The following is an 18,802-nucleotide window of genomic DNA, read 5'->3' on the forward strand; positions in this document are numbered from 1 at the left end:
CTCACGCTAGGCGCCGTGAGCGCCTTGGCCGTCATGTGCCAGCCGGCTTACGCCAAGAACGAGGACGAGACCGGCAACGGTCTCGAGGAGATCGTGGTCACCGCGCAGCATCGCGAAGAACTGCTGCGAGACGTTCCGATCGCGGTCAACGCGGTTAGCGCCTCGGCGCTCCAGAACATCGGCGTGGCGGACACGTCTGCGCTCGTACAAGCCGTTCCCAGCCTCAACTTCACGCGATCGGGGCCGAGCGGCATATTCGTCATCCGCGGTGTCGCGACGCCCAACGGTTCTGCGGGCGAGGAAGGCTCGACCGCAGTCTACGTCGACGACGTCTACATGCCGGACCTCGCCTCGACCATCAACACGTTCAACAACATCCAGAGGATCGAGGTTCTGAACGGCCCGCAGGGCACGCTCTTCGGCCGCAATGCCGCCGGCGGCCTGATCCGCGTGATCACGCGCGAGCCCGGCGATGAGGTCCAGCTCAACGCCCAGGCCGGTGTCGGCAACTACGACATCTTCACCGGCCAGCTCTATGCATCGGCGCCGCTCGCAGAGAACGTCGCAATGGACGTCGCCTTCACCGGCCAGAGCCAGGGCGAAGGCTTCGGCTTCAATCCCACGCTCAACAAGCGGGTCCGCACGCAGGATTACTGGGGCCTGCGAAGCAAGCTCGTCGCCAAGCCGACCGACAATCTCAAGATCACCCTGTCGGGCGACTATTACCAAACCGACGATAGCACCGCGACGTTCCTCTGGCCGCTCAGCTATACGCCGAGCACCGGCGTTCTGACCGGAAAGCCGGCGAGCCAGGATTCGCTCTCGGAATATCCCAATCTCACGCAAATTCGCGTCTGGGGGATCAGCGGCAAGGCAGAATTCGACCTCGGCGGCGCGACGCTTACGAGCATCAGCGCCTATCGCAGCCTCAAGAACCTCAGCAACTTCGACGTCGAAGGGCTGCCCGCCGACCTTTATCACATCTACTATCCCGCGCGGAACCGCACGTTCCAGCAGGAGCTGCGCCTGTCGTCCAACTCGACCGATCCCCTGTCCTGGCAGGTGGGCGCTTTCTATCTCCACATGAAGACGAACGTCGATCAGCTCCAGGGCGGCAGCTTGCTGCGCGGCACCCAAAGCCATGTCGTCGCGCAAGGCATCACGGACTCGATATCGGTTTTCGGCGAGGCGACCTACGCACTCACCCCGTCGACGCATCTTACCGGCGGCGTGCGCTGGACCAGCGATCGCCGCGAGCTTCCCGTCGGCTTCGTGGAAGTCTCGCTGGCCAGCACGGGTGCCGTGCTCAGCCGCTCGAGCAATGCGCTGAAGGAAGTGACCTACCGCAACGTGACTTATCGCGCGGCGCTGCGGCAGGATCTGACCGAGGACCTCAATCTCTACGCATCGGTCAACAAGGGCTTCAAGTCGGGCCAGTTCAATCTCCAGGCCCCCAACCTGCCCCCCGTTCGCCCCCAGACGATCATGGCCTACGAGGTCGGCCTGAAAGGCGACGTGCTCGATCGGCACCTGCGCTTCAATCTCGCCGCCTTCCACTACGACATCAGCGATTACCAGGTACGCTCGACCTATCCGAACCCGAGCGGCGTGGGCGTGATCACGGGCCTTTACAACGCGGCCAAGGTCAAGATCGACGGCGTCGATGCCAACGCCGAGATCGTGGTATCGAAGGCACTGCACCTGACCGCGGGCGCAAGCTGGCTCAATTCGCGCTTCGCCAACTTCGGTGGCCCCGGCACCGGTATCACGGCACCCGGCTTCTATCCCGCGAGCGATCCGGGCAATGCTTCGGGCAACCGCACGCCGATAGCCCCGCGCCTGACGCTCAATCTCACAGGCACCTATACCGTGCCCTTCGAGAACGGCAGCGAGCTACGTTTCACCGGTGGCGTAAGTCGCCGGAGCCGCATCTTCTTCGAGCCGGACAATGTTCTGACGCAGCCCGCCTATGCCGTGTTCAATGGCTCCGTCGAGTTCAAGGCGAACGACCACTACTCGGTCGAGTTCTACATGCGGAACATCGGCGACAAGCTCTACAACGTTCAGATGGCGACCGTTTCCCCGGGCTACGCCATCGCAGGCGCCCCGCGCCAATACGGTCTGAACTTCAGAATGTCCTATTGAACCGCCGAGGCGCAGGGCCGGTCGGGATTGTCGCAAGACACCGGCCCATTGCGCACGCGGCAGCGGTTTTGGTTGGTCGCCCTCCGCCCTGCCAGGACCGCGCGTAATCGCACTCGCAACGGGACGGGCGGCATGACCTACATTGGATAAATGCGAAGAAACTGGCCTCCTGTGCTGGCCGCCACTCATCGCCATGGTCGGCAGCCTTCTTATCGCCGCGACGTTTCCGTTCGTCGGGCCGCTGGCCGACGTAGCCGGCGTCCGCAAGACCGCCCGGCGAACGGCGCAAGCTCACTCCATAGAAAGGAAACGGCAGACTTCCTCAGCGAAATGCTCACACTCCCGCCCGCCGGCGCGACGGATGCTCTCGTCGAAGTGGTGATCGCGGGTAGCCGAGCCGTCGGCAAAGAACAGCCCTCGTTTGCGAAGGGAGAGTGATGCGAAGGCAAGTTCCTTCAACGGTTCGGGTGCCCCGGCAAACCGGCCCTCGCACAAGGCCTCAATGCTGTCGATCGCCCCGGGATAGACGATGAGCGAGCCGCCCTCTTCGCGAAGAACGGCAAACAAGGCGGATTCCTCAAGCAGGTAGGCGCGAGCGATCTCCCGCGCCTGTTCTGCTGACACGGCAAACGGGTTCACATCGAGCTTGTCGCCCGCGCGAGGTACAGGTCCGCGAAGGCTTCGACAGAAGCCGCGAATGCAGGATCCTTGCGCGCGAGATCCTGGAGTGTTGCTAGATGGTTTGCAAAGCCCGGGTGGCGTTCCACCTCGGAAAACGGCCTAAATGTGAACGTGCAACGATCGACGTACTGTCGAAACAGCGGCGCGTAGGTGGCGATGAAGTCACGCCCGGCCGCGATTGCCCGGTGCCGCGCTGCAACTTCATCCAAGCCTCCGAGCAGGGCTAGCGTCAGCCTGTACACGGTGTCGCCAACGACGATCGCGTACTCGGTGAAGTTGGCGGTGATCCACTCGATACAGGCTTCAAGCCGGGCGCCTTCGAAATTCGCGCTCCCCAGCGACACGCCCAGCATGCACGCCCCCCGCCCGTCGACGAGCCCCGCACGCGCAAGGGGAGCGACGCGGTCGAGGGCGGCCTTGTATCGATGACTGCCAAAGGAGATGGCGTTCCAGTTGGACGTCTCAAGAAGTTGGGTCTCCCAGACATTTGGCCTGCTCCCGCTGCGCCAGAGCTAGATGCCCGATGCAACCGCGGTCGCCAACCCGTACGCGTTTCAAGAACCCGCGTTTGTCTGCTTGGGCATGCAGGACCAAGCCCGCCATTGGTTTACCGACTCTCCAGCCAGGAGCAGATCCACTGCGGTGGCGATCGCATCGGTGGATCGAGTTGGCTTCAGAGATTTCGACAAGGTAGGCGCTGAGGCTCGAAGACTGCCTCGATGGATGAGCGACATGTTCCAATGCCCCCGAACTAGCGCAAAATCACTAAGACCACCGGCGTTTTTTAATTTTGCACCCGATCGGGAAAATTAATTGACTTTCACTGGACAAAAAACCAATTTGCTCCCGAAAGGGATCAAATGGCACTTCCACCTGAAACTGCTGCGGCACGTCTCCTGAAAGGGCTCAACGAGCGTGACGCACTGCTCAAGTCGTTGGAGGCCGTCGCCCTACCTCTCGCGAATGAGCGCTATTTCAAGGATTTTCTGGCGAAGATCAACGGCGCCAAGACAGGCAATCGGCCAAACGATATCGCGGCGACGTCCAAAAGTGCGCTTGCCGGGATCGGAGAACACCAACTCCCGGTGTTCCTGCACTTCCTCAGTTCGTTGGAGAGCTCAGACACTTTGCGCGCGACCGACCTCGCGCGGCAACTGGGACAATTGCCGGACGAGGCAAGCGCGTCGAAGACAAAACCCAACGTGCCGCCCGTCGCCAACGCTACAATCCGCAGCACAGACGATCTGGGCCGGATGATCCGCAAGGCGCGCAAGTCCATGAAGCTCAATCAGACCGAGTTTGCGGCGCATGCGGGGGTGGGAAGGCGCTTCATTTCCGAGCTGGAGGGCGGAAAGGGCTCGCTGGAGTTCGACAAGGTGATAGGCTGCGCGATCGCCGCGGGTATCGACCTGACCGCCCGTAGCCGGACATCCTGATGCTGGTCCTGGATGTCTGGATCGAGGCCGCGCCTAGCCCCATCGGCCATCTGGTTCGCGACAACGCGATGAACCTCGCTTTCGCCTATACGCAAGACTGGCTCAAAAACGCCAACAATCATCCCCTCTCCCTGTCATTGCCCTTGCGCGACGAGCCCTACGACGATGTCCCGGTTCGCGCCTACTTCGACAATCTGCTCCAGGAAAACAGCCAACTGGAGAGCCTGATGGCGCGCGAGGGTCTCCAGCGCGGTGATATCGCCGGCTTGCTGGAGCACCTGGGCGCAGATTGTGCGGGCGCGGTCAGCGTACTTCGCACCGACCATCCGCCGGTCAAGCGCCCCGGCAATGTTCGGGAAGACTACGACCCGATCGATGAAGCGACTTTCACCGAAATCGTGACGCGGCTCGCCACGGGCCGTCCCTTGCGGGAGGAGATGCGCGATCCGTCACCGGTCGCAGGCGTCAGGCCCAAGATCTCGCTGGCGGCCTTGCCCGACGGCCGCTTCGGTTTTCCCAAGCCAGGCAGCGGGGCTCCCACAACGCATATCCTCAAGCTCCCGGATCCCGACCACCGGCACGAGGCTCGCGACGAGGCATTTCTCACGCTTCTTGCGGCAAGGTGCGGGTTCCAGGTTGGCAGTTCGATCGCCGATACGGTCGAGGGACATGATGTTTTGCTGATCGAGCGGTTTGACCGGATAATCGACGGGGATTTCATCTACCGCCGGCATCAGGAGGACTTCGCACAGGCCGCAGGCTTGCCGGCCGAGCTCAAGTACGAGAGGCGCGGACGGCCTGGCCGGCGTTTCGACGCCACTACGATCGGTCGCATCCTGGCAGCGACCAACCGGCCGGCGATCGCCCGCGAGACGTTCATGCGCATCACGCTCTTTAATTTGCTAGTCGGCAACAACGACAACCATGCCAAGAACCACACGTTATTCCATGACCCGGGCAATTCGGTCGAACTGGCACCGTTCTACGATCTTGTCCCGGTGCAGACCGTTGCCGGATTCAAGGAAGACCTCGCATTCCGCTTGGGCAAAGCTGAATTGCCTGAGCAGGTAGGGGCCGCCGACCTTCTTCAATTCTGCGAAAAGATCGGCCTTCCCGCCAAGGGCGCCCGCAGGCTACTCGCCAACGCGGCGCGAGATCTGCTGGAGCATCTCGAAGCACTATCTCCGGACTTCCCGAAGGAGATGGGAGCGCTAGATCGCCTTTTGGGCGAGACATCCGACCATCTTAACACCGCACTCGAGCTCGGCTTGAATATCCGACAACGCGACGCGCATGTAGTCAAGGGCGGTGGCTGGGCATTGAGCTGAATGCAATGATCGCGGGGCCGACCGATCCGGCGCATCGGCTTAATGAACGAAAGCCGGCCATGTCGTGGAACAAAACCACCACCAACGACCGAAATCTCAAGCCTTGTTGGATTGCGGCTCGAGACCGCCGCTCTCCGAGTAGCCATTGCCCTTCTCGACCGTGATCGCAGGCATGAGCCCATAGGGTACAAGCGCGGTCCTGATGTAGATCGAGTAGACGGCGAGGGCATTGTGGGGACCGCCGATCTCACGCTCGATTTCGTCGTAGCGGCACAGACGCTCGGGGCGATCCGCCAAATGCAGAAGAAACATCGCTGCGCGAGGCCGCGGCAGGTTGAGCTTTCGCTGAAGAAAGCGCGCTCGCGCGTCCACCAGCTCGCGTGGCGGTACCGCTCAGTCGACCGCAATTTGTTCGAGGCGCTGCGCGATGACCTCCAGATCGGCCATCAGCGAACCGCTGGCATGTGGGATGCGAAGCCGTCGCCGCAAATGCGATCGCAGCCGCCGGGCCATGGCGGTAAGCGCAGCGCCGCCGCCGGAGCCGTATCTTCCAAGAGACGCGAGATAGCGCAACGATCGCCTCGCGCTTCTGATCGCCCGGCTCAACTTCCAGCCCTGCCGTTTTCCGTTCCGAAAGCCCGGTTGTGGGCGTCCAGCCGTGGACCAGCGGATCTGCATCACGATATTAGATCTTCTTGCGCAGGCATTTGATCTCGGCATCGCGCTGGGAGTGCTCGACGTCGAGGTATCACGCCTTGGGGTCGCGTGCCGTCGCCGTTCCAGCGATAGCGTCTCGCGCTGAAGGTGTCTTTGAGATCGAACTGGGAGTTTGCCGTCAGGTCAAACGCAGGCAGCGGGCTTCGACCAACCTTCGTAGCCAGTGAGCTACGTTCGCGCCATGCCGCTTCCTGCGGCTCGGTGTGCCCGCTGTCGGTTCAGTCCGTTCTTGGACGATCGACCAGACGAGTGGAGCATCAGACATTGTCGAAAATAGACCGGTGAGCTTTCCTACGGCAATGCCTGCGACGCTTGGCAGGCGATGGGGAGAATTGTCGTAGCCTGGCCTTACAACCTTCCGCCGGAAAGACGGGGAACTTCAGCGCCGCGTGATCTCGCTGAAAGGCGCGATCAGATTGCACAGGCAACGAAGGGCGGGGCATGGTCGACCGACCTAGTGCCGACATCGATCGTCGTCGGCGGCCGCGAAGCCTTGCTTTTCGAAGCCGCTGACGTTCCCTCCCGGGCAACGCTCCTGCACTTGCATGGCGGCGGGTTTCGGCAGGGAGCTCCGGAAATCAGCAGTGCCTTCGCCGAAGCGCTCGTGCGTCGCTGCGGGCTCAGCGTCTATGCCCTCCGCTACAGGCTGGCTCCCGAACACCCTTTCCCCGCAGGCCTCTCGGATGCCTGGTCCGCGCTCGAGGCCTTGCGCCAGCTTCATGGCGACAGGCCGCTCATCGTATGCGGAGATTCTGCCGGCGGCGGTCTGGCCGCGGGGCTGGCCGCCATCAATGGTTCGCGTGAAGACATGCTGATCGATGGCCTGGTGATGCTCTCGCCTTGGCTCGACCTCACCGTCAGCGCTCCGACCTACCGCAGCAATGCCGCAAGCGACCCCCTGTTCTCTGCAGACACCGCGGAAACGGCAGCACTCCTCTATCTTCAGGGCACGCCGGCCGATCACCCCCTTGCATCGCCCTTGCACGCCTCCGTGCATGGTTTTCCGCCTACACTTATCGTAACCGGCCGGGGAGAGGTCCTGCTCGAGGACAGCATTCGAATGGATGCCCGACTTCGGGCCGAGGGGGTACAGAGCACCCTCGAGGTTATTGCGGGAATGGACCACGTCGCCGTCACACGAGGACTAACCCTGCCGGGCGCCGCGCAATGCCTCGATCATGTGACGCATTTCATCGATCGCCTGATCGACACTATCAATGCAGCGCCCCGCGGCGCGCATTTCTCATAGCCGAACGAAGCAACAGCACTCACGAGTATTCGGGTCTCGCAACCCTGTCTCGCCAATAGCCGACCTCGTCGATCACATTTCCGTTCTTGAAGCGGATGGCAGAAGGCTGCTCGGCGCGAAAATTCAGAAACCGAAGGCCGTTGGGGCCCGGCAAGAAGCTGTACATAGTGTCGGCTGCGATCGCGATAGCAGTACCCGGGCCGAACAGGCGCTGACCAAGTCGGATCTCGCCCGCGGCGACGAAGATCACCTCGTTTTCAGAGTGGCAGTGGATCCCTGCTTCGACAGATTGGAACGATGTGCCGGAGGTTGGCGGAAATTCGTTCTCATGCAGCCAGGCGGAGCAGGTCGCGCAGCTCCCATCGGCATGCAGGCGCCAGCGAGACCGTTCTCGCTGAGGAAACGCGGCACTCTATCGGCAGGAAGGAGGTGAACCGCTCCGCCCGCGCAGCCCGACACCGGCGCCATGGCGGCAAAGACGATGATCCTTGCGCCGAGATCGCCACCCTCGGCGACGGCCTCGGCGAGCCGCTCGACGACAATGCTCGATCCCCGCGCGAGGATCACATCCCTGATGCGCAAGCCGCCCTCCCAAACATAGGCGACGCGATCACCAGTCGCGGGAAGAAAGACGAGCCTCGCACCGGGCTCTAGAGTGATGACATGCACATTGATCGGATCGGTCGATTGGCCAAGCAGGACCGATACTGAGCCGGCTTCAAGCTCATACCCGTCCTGTCCCGTGCGATGCGACGCCCTTTTCGAGCGTTGAAATGGCAACCTTTGGCATCGTAACTCCCGTGCGGTGCTCTCTCTTCAGTTCGTTTCATTCCTCGCCAGGGCTCGGCGCAGGTCAGCGAAGGGTCGGATGGCAAAGGCCATCAAGATCGCCATGGCCGGTACCGTCACCAGCGACACGAGCGACATCGAATATCGGACATCGCCAGGATCGGTAAAAAGACGGTCGGTCATGATTCCCACGATCATCGGCCCGAGCCCCAGACCGACGAGATTGAGTATGGTGAGATAGCCCGCGGTCACCTGGGCGCGCAGTTGATTGGGCATGACCATCTGCAAGGCCATTGGCGCGCAGGCGAATGCCATAGGCTTGAGGAAGAGCATCGGCAGGAGCATGAGAAGTGCCCCTTCACCCGATGGCATCAGCGGTGCAGCGACGCCGAAGACGCCGCCAACGGCGAAACTGACCGTGGCGATCAGGATCGGCGCGTCGAGGCGATCACGCGTGGTCATCCAGTCGGTGATCCAGCCCCCGAGATAGCTTCCGATGACCGAACCGAGCAGGATCACGAGGCCGATCCAGATGCCGGCCTGGGTAGCGCTCCAGCCATAGACGCGAATGAACAGCGCCGGCGTCCAGACGCTGACGGCCTGCGTCATGATGCTCGCCATCGACATGCCCGCGAAGACCAGGACGAGAAAACGGCGACGACTGCCGAGTTCACCGAGGATTTCGCGCAGGCCGAGGTCGACTTTGCGTCCCGCGAGGCCCTGACGAGGCGGCTCACGCAAAAGGAACATGATCGGCCCAAGAAGCAGCCCCGGCAGGGCAATGCTGACCACAGTGGCCTGCCAGGGCGCCAAGCCCAGCATGTATCCGGGCGAGCGACTGTGCAGGGTTTCGAAGGCGCCAAGCAACACGCCGCCGAGGACATAAGCGAAAGAGGCCCCCACGAAGTTGCTCGCGCTGAAGAGGCTGGCCGCTCGTCCCAGCTTCGCCGGCGGAAAATAATCGCTGATCATCGAGTAGCCGGCGGGGTTGATGCTGGCTTCGCCGAAACCAACCCCCATTCGAGCCACGAACAGCTGCGTAAAATTCCGCGCGAGACCGGTCATCAGCGAGAAGGCGCTGAAGACGCACACTCCGACCGCGATGATCAGGCTGCGCTTATACCGATCGGCGAGCACGCCGATCGGTATCGCCATGGTGACGTAGAAGGTGGCGAAGGCAATGCTCTGGAGGGCGCCGAACTCGGTGTCGGACAGGCCGAACTCGCCTTTGATCGGTTCGACCAGGAGGTTGATAACACCGCGGTCGAGGACCGAGACGATCAGACCTGCCATCAGCAGGAGCAAGGCCGTCCAGGCGCGAGCAGGCGATGGCCAAACGGCATCGCCGAACTGGTTGCACACCCGGTACGGTGCCTGGCCCCCGGCCTCACCCCCGCCCTCGCCGACATGCGGCCGGTTAGCATCCAAGCGACGCTACTCCGCTGCGAGCCTGAGCGAGCGCTCGAGCCCCGACGCCGTCCGGGTCGCGCCCGCCGCCTTCAGCTCCGGGATCACATAGTCGCCGAGGAGCGCAATGCTCTCCAGCACCGCGTCGTTCGGCAGATAGCCGAAGTTCGTATAGCAAAGGACCTGATCGACCCCGATTTCCTCGTATCGCAGGAACTTGCGAAGGCATTCTTCGGGGGTTCCGATGATCACCATGTCCTGCTCGTCGAAATGGTTCATGTCGAAATCGCCGTCCGCCTGCTTCTTCAACAGGGGAAAGGCCTTTTCCTGCGCTTCGGGCGGCAGGTGAGAAAGTTCCCATTTCAGAGTGAACTCGGCGACGCTCTGGTACCACCACCAGACCGATTCCCAGAGCCGGTTGGTCTCCAGCTTAGCGCGAGACGGCGTGCAATGGACGAGCGTGTAGACGCCCACCTTGTTGGTGTGGATCGAGGTGACGGGCTTGGCTTGGAGCTGTTCCTCGCGATAGGCCTTGATGAGCTGGGCCAACTTGTCGAGCGGCTGCATGATCGAGAAGCAGAGCAGACCGAGGCCGTTCTGCCCGGCCATGCGGATCGTCTCTTCCGACGAGGCCGCCATCCAGCAGGGCGGGTGCGGATACTGGTAGGGCTTGGGCGTGATCATCCGCTTGGGAAATTTGAGGTACTCGGAATCCTCCTCGTAGTATTCCTGCTCCCACATGCCGGTGACCGTCTTGGCCGCGGCCAGCATCTTCTTCTTCGAACTGGGCGCATCGACGTCGAAGGCGATCTGCTCCATCGGAGTCGAGCGTCCCATGCCCCATTCCACCCGGCCGCGCGACAGCAGATCGACCGTCGCGACCTTCTCGGCAATGCGCGCGGTGTGGATGAATTCATGGGGCATCAGCGCAACGCCGAAGCCGAGGCGGATATTCTCGGTTATCTGCGACAGGGCGCCCAAGACCACGTCGTTGCAGGGCATGTGGCTGCGGCCCTCACGGAAGTGATGCTCGACCAGCCAGGCTGTGTGGAAGCCCTTCTTGTCGGCTAGGGCAATCTGCTCGACGCAGTTCCTGTAAGCCATTCGCTCCGCCGTACGCTGCCCCCAGGGATGTTCGCCGGCCCAGGGCTTGGGCGCTTCGAATTCGTAGAGAAGTCCGAGTTCCATGATCAATTCCCGTTCAGTTTCGTCTGGTCGAAGTCCTTGCGGTTGCGCCGGGCGCCGCCGCAGAATTTGGTGCTGAGCGCCCGATCGACGGTCAGGTTCTGGCCCGAGATGCCTGAGGCCATGCCGGACAGCAGGAACACGATGGCCTGGGCCAGTTCCTGTGGTTCGGTCATGATGACCGTGTCATTCGGATCGCGGCTCGCCTTCACGCGCTCGGTCATACTGGCAGCCTTTTCGAGGACACGCTCGCTCATCACGGCGCCCGGCGAAACCGAGTTCGCCCGAATGCCGAATTCACGCCATTCGTTGGCCATGGTCCGGGTGAGCGCGAGGATCCCCGATTTTGCGGCGCCATAAGGACCGTGCCAGGGCGCGCCATCCTTGGCGCTGACCGAGCCGACGTTGACGATCGCACCCGGCCGATCGGTGCGGATCCACTCCGCCGCGGCATCGCGGCAAAGATAGAACACGTATGCGAAATTGAGCTGCAGCGTCTTCCAGAAACTGTCGCCTGGCGTTTCGTCGAGCGGCATCCATTCCTCGGCGCGCGTGCCCCCGGCGATATTGGCGATGCCGTCAATCGGGCCGAACTGTTCGAGCACGCGCGGTATGACCTGCTCGCACTGCGCGATATCCATGAGGTCCGCGGTCAGCGTATGGATCGTGCCGCCCAATGCGCGGACATCCTGTGCGATGCCGTCGACATAGGCCTGCTGGTTGTCGAGAGCGATGACAGTGCCGCCGCCTTGCGCGATCAGGCGGCAGGTCGCCCCGCCCATCCCCCCTTTGTGGACCCCGCAGACGAGGATGGTCTTGCCGGTAAAATCGAGTGCGACCGTCATGGTTGGCCTGTCCCTTCTTGTCTCATCCTGCTCCTCCGCTCGATCTTCGTTGCGAGATCGAGGTCTCGGGGCAAAGTCGCCGCATGCTGCGATCCGGGCAAGGGGCGCCGCTCCAGCACCGCGTACTGATCGTCCAGCCGCGACGACGCCGAGCCACGTGACGCCCCTGGAAACGTCCGAATTGGGAAGATCTCCCTTAGCGCAGCAGGCTCCAGCGGACTGCGCAATGGAGCATCAGTTCCGGCAGATGGAGGGTCGATCATAGGGTCCGCCGGCCGGCACGGCATAGTCTCCCGGCGGTCGCGCGGCGGAGTGCGCGCGAGAAAAGGAAGCGCGCAGGCGCCTCGTCAGGGGAGAGAACGAATGGCTTGGAAGAAGCACAAAAGGGTTATGTTGATCGGAAGCGCGATGGCGATGGCGATGTCGACGCCAGCACTGGCGCAGCAGGGCAGCAGTTCGGACGGCAGCGACATCGTGGTCACCGCCCGCCGCACCGAAGAGCGGCTACAGGACGTGCCGATCTCGATCACCGTGTTCAACCAGGCACAGATCTCAGACCGCAATATCGTCACCGCGGCCGATCTCGGGACCTACACTCCGTCTCTGTCGACCAATACACGTTTCGGCCCCGACAAGGCGTCGTTCGCGATCCGCGGTTTCTCGCAGGATCCGGCGACTTCCCCTTCGGTCGGCGTCTATTTCGCCGAGGTCGTCGCCCCGCGATCGGCCGGCGCGACCACCGGCGGCAGCGGCTCGGGCCCAGGCCAATTGTTCGATCTCCAGAACGTCCAGGTGCTCAAGGGACCTCAAGGAACCCTGTTCGGCCGAAACACGACCGGCGGTGCCGTGCTGCTGGTCCCCAACAAGCCGACCGGAAACCTCGAAGGCTATGTCCAGGGCACGCTTGGCGATTACGGCCAGAAACGCGTCGAGGCGGTGCTGAACGTTCCGCTGGCAGATACCTTCAAGGTTCGCCTCGGTGTCGACCGCAACAAGCGCGACGGCTACCTGAGAAATCGCTCGGGGATCGGACCTGATGCGGTTGGCGACGTCGACTACCTCGCCGCTCGGCTCAGCATCCTGGCAGACCTGACCCCTGATCTGGAAAACTATACGATCGGCAGCTTCAGCCGTTCGGACACCTACGGCATCTTGCTACGCCCGATCGCCTGCAACCGCAGCGGCCTCAATCAGCTCACCGTGCAAGGTTGCGCCCAGATCGACCGCCAGAACGCGCGCGGCGATGATTTCTGGGATGTCGAGAACGCGCATCCCGATCCCCGCAGCTACTTGCGGCAATGGCAGGTCATCAACACGACGACCTGGACGGTCAGCGACACGCTGACGGTGAAGAACATCGCCAGCTATTCGGAGTACGAGGAGCAGACGCGGTTCGATCTGAATGGCCTGAATGTGCAGCCGGTCGCCGGCCGGCCGTTCAACTATATCATTGCCAGCCATGCGCCCGGCTATCCCACCGCAAGCCAGAATGGCTTCACGGAAGAATTGCAGCTCCAGGGTCGCTCGAGTGACGGGCGGTTCAACTGGCAGATCGGCGGTTATCTGGAATCGAGCAGGCCTCTGGGGCGCAGCGCGGCGTTCAACCCGATCAACCTGTCCTGCACCGACTATTTCAATCTGCAGTGTCAGAACGGGCTCGATCCGACCAAGCCGAACTATTCCGCCGGGACCATCACGTCGACTTCCTGGCAGCTCGCCTCGCGCAGCATCGGCCTTTATGCGCAGGGCACATACAAACTGACGGAACAGTTCAGCGTCACCGCCGGGGTTCGCTACACCTGGGACCGGACTACGGCCTTCGCAGAAAACCTGCGCATTCTGTTCCCGCAACCGAACACGCCGCTCCTGACGTGCTCCAACAGCATCCGCTATCCAGGTGCCAGTCTTGCGATCGGCAAGACGGTTACCGATCGCAGCCAATGCCACGTCGATTACGAGACATCCTCGCAGAAACCGACCTGGCTCATCGATGTCGAATACAAGCCGATGGACGACCTCATGGTCTACGGCAAATGGTCGCGCGGCTATCGCCAGGGCTACATCAATCCGAACGTCATCGCCTTCGAGACCTGGAACCCGGAGAAAGTCGATACCTATGAACTCGGTGCCAAGGCCAGTTTCGACGGTGCGGTGCGAGGCTATCTGAACCTTGCCGCCTTCTACAACGATTTCTCCGACCAACAGGTGCAGGTGAACGCCTTGGCGCGCCCCGGCATTCCGATTGCGGGCGCGAACGTCACGGTCAACGCGGGCAAGTCGACGATCAAAGGCGTCGAAGTGGAAGGCTCGATCAGTCCGTTCGACGGGTTCAAGCTCGACGTCGGCTATGCCTATCTCGATACCAAGCTCAAGGCGATCGTGTTCCCGGCGATCGATCCCAACAGCCCTTACGGATCGTTCGTCCAGCCGGCGGTCGGAGACAGCTTGCCGCTGACCCCCAAGAACCGCGTTACGGTGACTGGCACATACACGCTGCCGCTCGACGAAGCCATCGGCCGCATAGCTCTTGGCGCCACCTTCACGCACACCGATAGTCAGCTCGCGACCGCCCGGTCCAATCCCTTCGGCCTGCTGCCGCCGTCCGATCTCTTGAACCTCAACATGACGTGGTCGGACGTGCTGGGCCAGCCGATCGACCTCTCCGCTTTCGTGACCAACGTCACCAATGAGAAGGTATGGCTGAACGTGGGCAACGGCTACAATTCCATCGGCGTGGAATCGGTGCTGCCGGGCGCTCCCCGGATGGCCGGTGCGCGTTTGAAGACCCGCTTCGGCAATTGAACGGACAGGAAGTCATGCAGCCCAGGCTTCCCTGGATCTTCTAGCGGTTCGCCTCGACGAGTTCTGCGCACCAGGCACCGAACTTGTCGAGGCGCTGCCACAAAAGCTGTCTTGTGCTGGCAAAGTTATGGATGTGGCCCATCTTCGGACAGACGAACAGATCGACGCTCGGAGCCGAGCGGAAGGCACGCGGCTCTCCGCCCGGCTCGGCTATGAAATCGCGTTCTCCCATGGCGAGCAGGACCGGAACGGTCACGGCAGCTGCTTCGGGGATAACGATGCCCGGCGTCATGACGCTTCTCGAGGCCTTGCCCGCGATTCCCGTGGCGGCCCAGGGAACCGTCGGGGCTCCGATCGGCGGGATACCGTCAGCCGCGTACTCGTAGTGTGAAATGTCGGTGGCGATGACGTCCTCGGACACGTCATCGAAATAGGAGCTCCACTGCAACGCGGTGAGACCACCGCCATCGGTTCCTGAAGCCTGACTGGCTTCGACCTCGTCGAGATTCAGGATCCCGCCGGGCCTATCAGCGGCTATGTCCCTGCTGAACCATGGCACCACGACGGGCGGCAGTCCCGGAGGCGTGGGCGGATGATTATGAAATAGACCGTACCCCAGCACGACGACGCCGTCGTAGCAGCGATGATGGGCCTGCTGCATGATCGTCAGGCAACCACCAAGCGAATGTCCGAGCCCGATACGGACAGGCTGGATGACGGGTGGGAGGTTGGGACAGAGCATCCCGTTGGCCAGCCGCAGCAGGATTTCCTCTTCGGCTCGCCGGTTGATCTCGCAGACGGCCGGAAGGCTCAGGGTGTCAAACGGATGCCGCGAGCTCTCACCTGTCCCGACGTTGTCGAGCGCCACGAAGATCCAGCCGCGGCGCGCATGCCAGTCGGCTTGTGCCCCGCTCCCGGGCCCAGGGAGATCGCAGGTAAAATAGGCGCGCGAATAGCTTCCCGCAGGCTTTGAAAAGCAGATGATCGGAGGGTCGCTGAGCGCATCCGCCGGCGGTAAGACAACCGTTGCCGCGACTTGCGCGTATTCCGCAATGCCGGGCACGTCGACGTCGATTCTCAGCTCGATACTTGCCGTCAATCCCGCCACCCCCCGGGGCTACGATGCAGATGCTCTGCCCAAACGATCCATCACCTAACTGACGAATCTGCACGGGCATTACAATGCCGCCGGACCCTTGGTCAGTCGTTCTGGACGCCCGGCCAAGTTGCCGAGTTGACAGCCCTTCTCTCGGTCCTATCGTTTTCGCACGGACAACCGCCACGCGCCCACAAATGGTCGAAGATGGCATCCGGGAGAGACCAGATCGATGAAAGGCGTGAATAGCCCGAGCCGCTCGCCGTCGATGGCCGATTTGCTGGAGGCGGTGGAGCTGCGCGGCAGAGGTTGGTGTTACGTCGACCTTTCCGATACGGGTGGCTACTCCGTAAAGCCAAGCGATGCCGTGTTCCTGCATGTGGTCCTTGCCGGCCAGGTCGTACTTGCAAGATCAGGCGGGGAACCGGTGCGGATTTGCACCGGCGAGGGCATTGTCGTCGCTTCTGGCGAAGCCCATGCAATCCGGGCCGGTGCGACCGCAAGCACGCAGACCTTGGACTTTCTGTCGACCGAACAAGATGTGGACATTCCCCCTACGATCCGTCTCGGCCGAGCCGGCAACTATTGTGCCCGTCTCCTCACGGCCCGGCTCCGGATGTCCTGGCCCGAAGGACTTAGTAGAGCGTCAATTCCCCCAACACTTCGGCTGGGGCATTCCGTAGGATCATCTGCCGAAGACACGCTCGATCCGGCCCTGCTTTCACGATGTGGCTTCGGCCCAGGCGCCACGCTGGTCCTGACGCGACTGGCGTCGGCAATGCTCACCGATGCGTTGCGACGAGAGCTTCTGCACCGCAAGAAGAAGGACATCGCCATCGCCGATCCACTCGATGAAGCGCGCAATCTGGTCGAACTCAGTCCGGGCAAGGGATGGACTGTCGAGACGCTCGCCCGAGCCGTAGGAATGGGGAGATCAAATTTCTCTGCCCAGTTCAGTCAGAGCTACGGCAAGTCGCCGATGGAGTTCGTAACGTCGGTCCGCATGCAGAGAGCTGCCGAGCTGCTACGCGACAGCCATATGGCCCTCCAGGAAATCAGCGAAATGGTCGGTTACGGCTGCGAGGCAGCGTTCAATCGGCGTTTCGCCAAGCATTTCGGAGTGACACCCGGCACGATGCGGTCGGCGTCCGCGGCGACGCAAGAGATCACCCGTTCGTCACGCGAGTTCAGCGTGCTTTCCGGCAGCCTCACCCGCCCTGCAGCTATTCGTCGGCCGGCTGCGGCTTAGCCAAGCCATTGTTCGGGAAGCTTTGCATTGCCCTGCGAAGGCAAAGACGGGCCGCAAAAACTTCCTCGATTATCGGAGCCGGCCGATTATCCAAAAACGCCAGTCTTTGAGATCACGGTCAAAGCAAACCGCCTTGGTCCGAGTTCGATCGCTAGACCCGCCACTCTAGCTTGCTGCCTATTTGCCCCAAATCCGCCTGTGCATTTCGGCCCGCGCGCGATTGGCGGCGAGGACCGCGATCTGCTCATCCCCGGCAGCGATCGCATCAAGTTCCAGTCGCGTGGCCCGTCGCCAGGCCTCCACGAACAAGGCGTGGCTCGACGCATCGTCTTCCCCTGCGGGTGACGTCGCGAACCGGCGCCGGGCGAAGTTCGCGTTGATGTTGAAGATCAGTTCCACGTAAGGACTTTCCAAGAGCGTGAACAGCTCGGCGCGGATCTTGTGCTCGAATTTCTGGATCGCACTGAAACTCGCATCCCTGGGAAGACGCTCCAGGGCGCGCTGGCCGCGGGCGACTAGCTTGAGGAGCCGCTCGTCCCGGAGTGCCGTTGCCTTGCGTACCGTTTCCACCCAGAGCGCCGTCGCAACGTGTGTCAGATCCTCGGGACTGGCCTGGAGCACCTCCAGATAACTCGCGACCGTCGCCTCGATGAAGCTCGCGTCCGGCCTTGCGCAAAAGTAGCCGCCATTGTTACCGCGCCTGACCCGCAATAGTCCTTCGCGCTCGAGTACGCGCGCGGCCTGCCGGACTGTAGGCTTCGAGGCGCCGAGAAGCCGTTCGAGCGCTTCCTCGTTGCCCAGGAATTCGTCGTTTGCGCGCGCCAGCGTCACGGCTCGCAGACGCGAGACGACCTCGGGGACGTTAGACCGGTGGTTCGATGCTGGCACGTACAGACCTTCGAGGTGGAGCGGTTGAGAAGCTCAAAACGATATTTGATTTGGTGATTTTTTCAATGTTACTGTCACCTAAAGAGCAAAGAGATAACGATTCGGGACGACGATGACCGGCGATGCGAAGACTGCTGTCGTGACGGGTGCCAGCTCGGGCGTTGGCCTCGCCGGCGCGATCGAATTGGCTCGGTTGGGCTGGAATGTCATCGCCCTGGGACGCAATCCCGAACGAAGTGCGGAAGCGCTGACCACGATCCGCGGCGCCGCGACGTCCGGGGCGAAGATCGAGATGATCGTAGGCGACCTCGACCTACTCGCGGGCACGGCACGGATGGCCGACGGAATCCTGAGCACCACCGGCAAGATCGACGCCCTGATCAACAACGCCGGCGGCGTGCGCAACCGGCGCGAAATCACCCCCGAGGGCAACGAGGCGACCTTCGCGGGCAATTATCTCGGCCACTTCCTGCTCACGAAGCGGTTGCTGCCCGCGCTGCGCCTGGGCGCGCAAAGCGGCAAGGCGCGGATCGTAAATGTATCTTCCGAGGGCCACCGTCAGGCCCCTGAGTTCGATTGGGCCGATCTCCAGGGCACGAACAACTGGGTATCAGGGCGCAACTACTGTCTGGCGAAGCTCTGCAATCTGCTCTTCACCTTTGAACTGGCGCGGCGTCTCGAAGCTGACGGCATCGTCGCCCACGGAATGCATCCTGGCGAAGCAGCCACCAACTTTTCGAGCTACGCCGTTCCGGAAATGCAGGCCTACATCGCCAGTCTTGAGACGATCTCGCCGCATGTGGCAGGGCGCACGATCGCGTGGCTGACGGCCTCCGACGAAGCCGCCTGCACGACGGGCGGGTACTACTTCGATCGCGAGCTCGTGACGCCCGCCCCATCGGCCAGCAATGCCAGCGACGCCGCGCGGCTCTGGACCGAGAGCCAGGCCCTGCTCGCCCGGGCTGGCTATTGAACCAGAACATGG

General features: G+C 62.4%; 18 protein-coding genes. 7 read left to right on the forward strand and 11 right to left on the reverse strand.

The genetic code is table 11. The features are described from left to right. Positions 1–15: 15 nt before the first annotated feature. Positions 16–2,145 (forward strand): TonB-dependent receptor, encoded by a 2,130-nt coding sequence (locus tag OLX23_RS21130; RefSeq protein ID WP_264447143.1) that lies wholly within the window; start codon positions 16–18, stop codon positions 2,143–2,145. A gap of 291 nt (positions 2,146–2,436) precedes the next feature. Here the strand turns inward: OLX23_RS21130 and OLX23_RS21135 are convergent, their stop codons facing one another. Together OLX23_RS21135 and OLX23_RS21140 are read right to left on the reverse strand one after the other, a co-directional pair. After that, the gene (locus OLX23_RS21135) at positions 2,437–2,769 is read right to left on the reverse strand and encodes a hypothetical protein (protein WP_264447145.1); all 333 of its coding nucleotides are present in this window, start codon (positions 2,767–2,769) and stop codon (positions 2,437–2,439) included. Positions 2,770–2,780: 11 nt separating this feature from the next. Further along, positions 2,781–3,269, reverse strand: a complete 489-nt coding sequence (locus OLX23_RS21140) for a tRNA-dependent cyclodipeptide synthase (RefSeq protein WP_264447278.1) — start codon at positions 3,267–3,269, stop codon at positions 2,781–2,783. A 417-nt stretch (positions 3,270–3,686) separates the two neighbouring features. Here OLX23_RS21140 and OLX23_RS21145 point away from each other — a divergent pair, with 417 nt between their 5' ends. Together OLX23_RS21145 and OLX23_RS21150 are read left to right on the forward strand one after the other, a co-directional pair. Then, complete coding sequence (locus OLX23_RS21145) at positions 3,687–4,262, forward strand: helix-turn-helix domain-containing protein (protein ID WP_264447146.1); 576 nt, start codon at positions 3,687–3,689, stop codon at positions 4,260–4,262. Continuing rightward, entirely contained in the window at positions 4,262–5,590 is a 1,329-nt protein-coding gene (locus OLX23_RS21150) for a type II toxin-antitoxin system HipA family toxin (RefSeq protein WP_264447147.1), read from the forward strand. The genes OLX23_RS21145 and OLX23_RS21150 overlap by 1 nt, the downstream gene beginning before the upstream one ends. A 96-nt stretch (positions 5,591–5,686) precedes the next feature. Here OLX23_RS21150 and OLX23_RS21155 read toward each other — a convergent pair whose 3' ends face one another. Both OLX23_RS21155 and OLX23_RS21160 read right to left on the reverse strand, forming a co-directional pair. Then, positions 5,687–5,902 carry a hypothetical protein gene (locus tag OLX23_RS21155; RefSeq protein WP_264447149.1) on the reverse strand — a complete coding sequence of 72 codons (216 nt, stop codon included), beginning with the start codon at positions 5,900–5,902 and terminating at the stop codon, positions 5,687–5,689. A gap of 81 nt (positions 5,903–5,983) precedes the next feature. Continuing rightward, a complete protein-coding gene (locus OLX23_RS21160; RefSeq protein ID WP_264447151.1) occupies positions 5,984–6,271 on the reverse strand; it encodes a hypothetical protein in 288 nt (95 codons plus the stop codon). 493 nt (positions 6,272–6,764) lie between these two features. Here OLX23_RS21160 and OLX23_RS21165 point away from each other — a divergent pair, with 493 nt between their 5' ends. Next, positions 6,765–7,556 carry an alpha/beta hydrolase gene (locus OLX23_RS21165; protein WP_319641339.1) on the forward strand — a complete coding sequence of 264 codons (792 nt, stop codon included), beginning with the start codon at positions 6,765–6,767 and terminating at the stop codon, positions 7,554–7,556. A 19-nt stretch (positions 7,557–7,575) separates the two neighbouring features. Here OLX23_RS21165 and OLX23_RS21170 read toward each other — a convergent pair whose 3' ends face one another. The 5 genes from OLX23_RS21170 to OLX23_RS21190 form a co-directional block, all read right to left on the reverse strand. Next, entirely contained in the window at positions 7,576–7,806 is a 231-nt protein-coding gene (locus tag OLX23_RS21170; RefSeq protein WP_264447153.1) for a hypothetical protein, read from the reverse strand. Next, positions 7,803–8,336 (reverse strand): hypothetical protein, encoded by a 534-nt coding sequence (locus OLX23_RS21175; RefSeq protein WP_264447154.1) that lies wholly within the window; start codon positions 8,334–8,336, stop codon positions 7,803–7,805. The genes OLX23_RS21170 and OLX23_RS21175 overlap by 4 nt, the downstream gene beginning before the upstream one ends. Positions 8,337–8,372: 36 nt before the next feature. Further along, entirely contained in the window at positions 8,373–9,638 is a 1,266-nt protein-coding gene (locus tag OLX23_RS21180) for an MFS transporter (RefSeq protein ID WP_264447155.1), read from the reverse strand. 141 nt (positions 9,639–9,779) lie between these two features. Then, positions 9,780–10,940 (reverse strand): LLM class flavin-dependent oxidoreductase, encoded by a 1,161-nt coding sequence (locus tag OLX23_RS21185; protein ID WP_264447156.1) that lies wholly within the window; start codon positions 10,938–10,940, stop codon positions 9,780–9,782. A 2-nt stretch (positions 10,941–10,942) separates the two neighbouring features. Next, positions 10,943–11,782, reverse strand: coding sequence for an SDR family NAD(P)-dependent oxidoreductase (locus OLX23_RS21190; RefSeq protein ID WP_264447158.1), 840 nt, complete (start codon positions 11,780–11,782; stop codon positions 10,943–10,945). Positions 11,783–12,094: 312 nt separating this feature from the next. Between OLX23_RS21190 and OLX23_RS21195 the strand changes: the two genes are divergently transcribed. Further along, entirely contained in the window at positions 12,095–14,584 is a 2,490-nt protein-coding gene (locus OLX23_RS21195; RefSeq protein WP_264447159.1) for a TonB-dependent receptor, read from the forward strand. A gap of 40 nt (positions 14,585–14,624) precedes the next feature. Here OLX23_RS21195 and OLX23_RS21200 read toward each other — a convergent pair whose 3' ends face one another. Beyond that, the gene (locus tag OLX23_RS21200; protein WP_264447161.1) at positions 14,625–15,683 is read right to left on the reverse strand and encodes an alpha/beta fold hydrolase; all 1,059 of its coding nucleotides are present in this window, start codon (positions 15,681–15,683) and stop codon (positions 14,625–14,627) included. A gap of 229 nt (positions 15,684–15,912) precedes the next feature. Between OLX23_RS21200 and OLX23_RS21205 the strand changes: the two genes are divergently transcribed. Further along, positions 15,913–16,929 (forward strand): AraC family transcriptional regulator, encoded by a 1,017-nt coding sequence (locus OLX23_RS21205; RefSeq protein WP_264447162.1) that lies wholly within the window; start codon positions 15,913–15,915, stop codon positions 16,927–16,929. A 177-nt stretch (positions 16,930–17,106) separates the two neighbouring features. On the opposite strand, the gene OLX23_RS21210 is transcribed toward OLX23_RS21205, so the two are convergent. Next, positions 17,107–17,760 (reverse strand): GntR family transcriptional regulator, encoded by a 654-nt coding sequence (locus OLX23_RS21210; RefSeq protein ID WP_264447163.1) that lies wholly within the window; start codon positions 17,758–17,760, stop codon positions 17,107–17,109. Between the two features lie 169 nt (positions 17,761–17,929). Here OLX23_RS21210 and OLX23_RS21215 point away from each other — a divergent pair, with 169 nt between their 5' ends. Beyond that, positions 17,930–18,790 (forward strand): SDR family NAD(P)-dependent oxidoreductase, encoded by an 861-nt coding sequence (locus OLX23_RS21215; RefSeq protein WP_264447165.1) that lies wholly within the window; start codon positions 17,930–17,932, stop codon positions 18,788–18,790. Positions 18,791–18,802 lie beyond the last annotated feature (12 nt).

The sequence above is a fragment of the Novosphingobium sp. JCM 18896 genome, assembly GCF_025938095.1.
In the GTDB taxonomy this organism is placed as follows: domain Bacteria; phylum Pseudomonadota; class Alphaproteobacteria; order Sphingomonadales; family Sphingomonadaceae; genus Novosphingobium.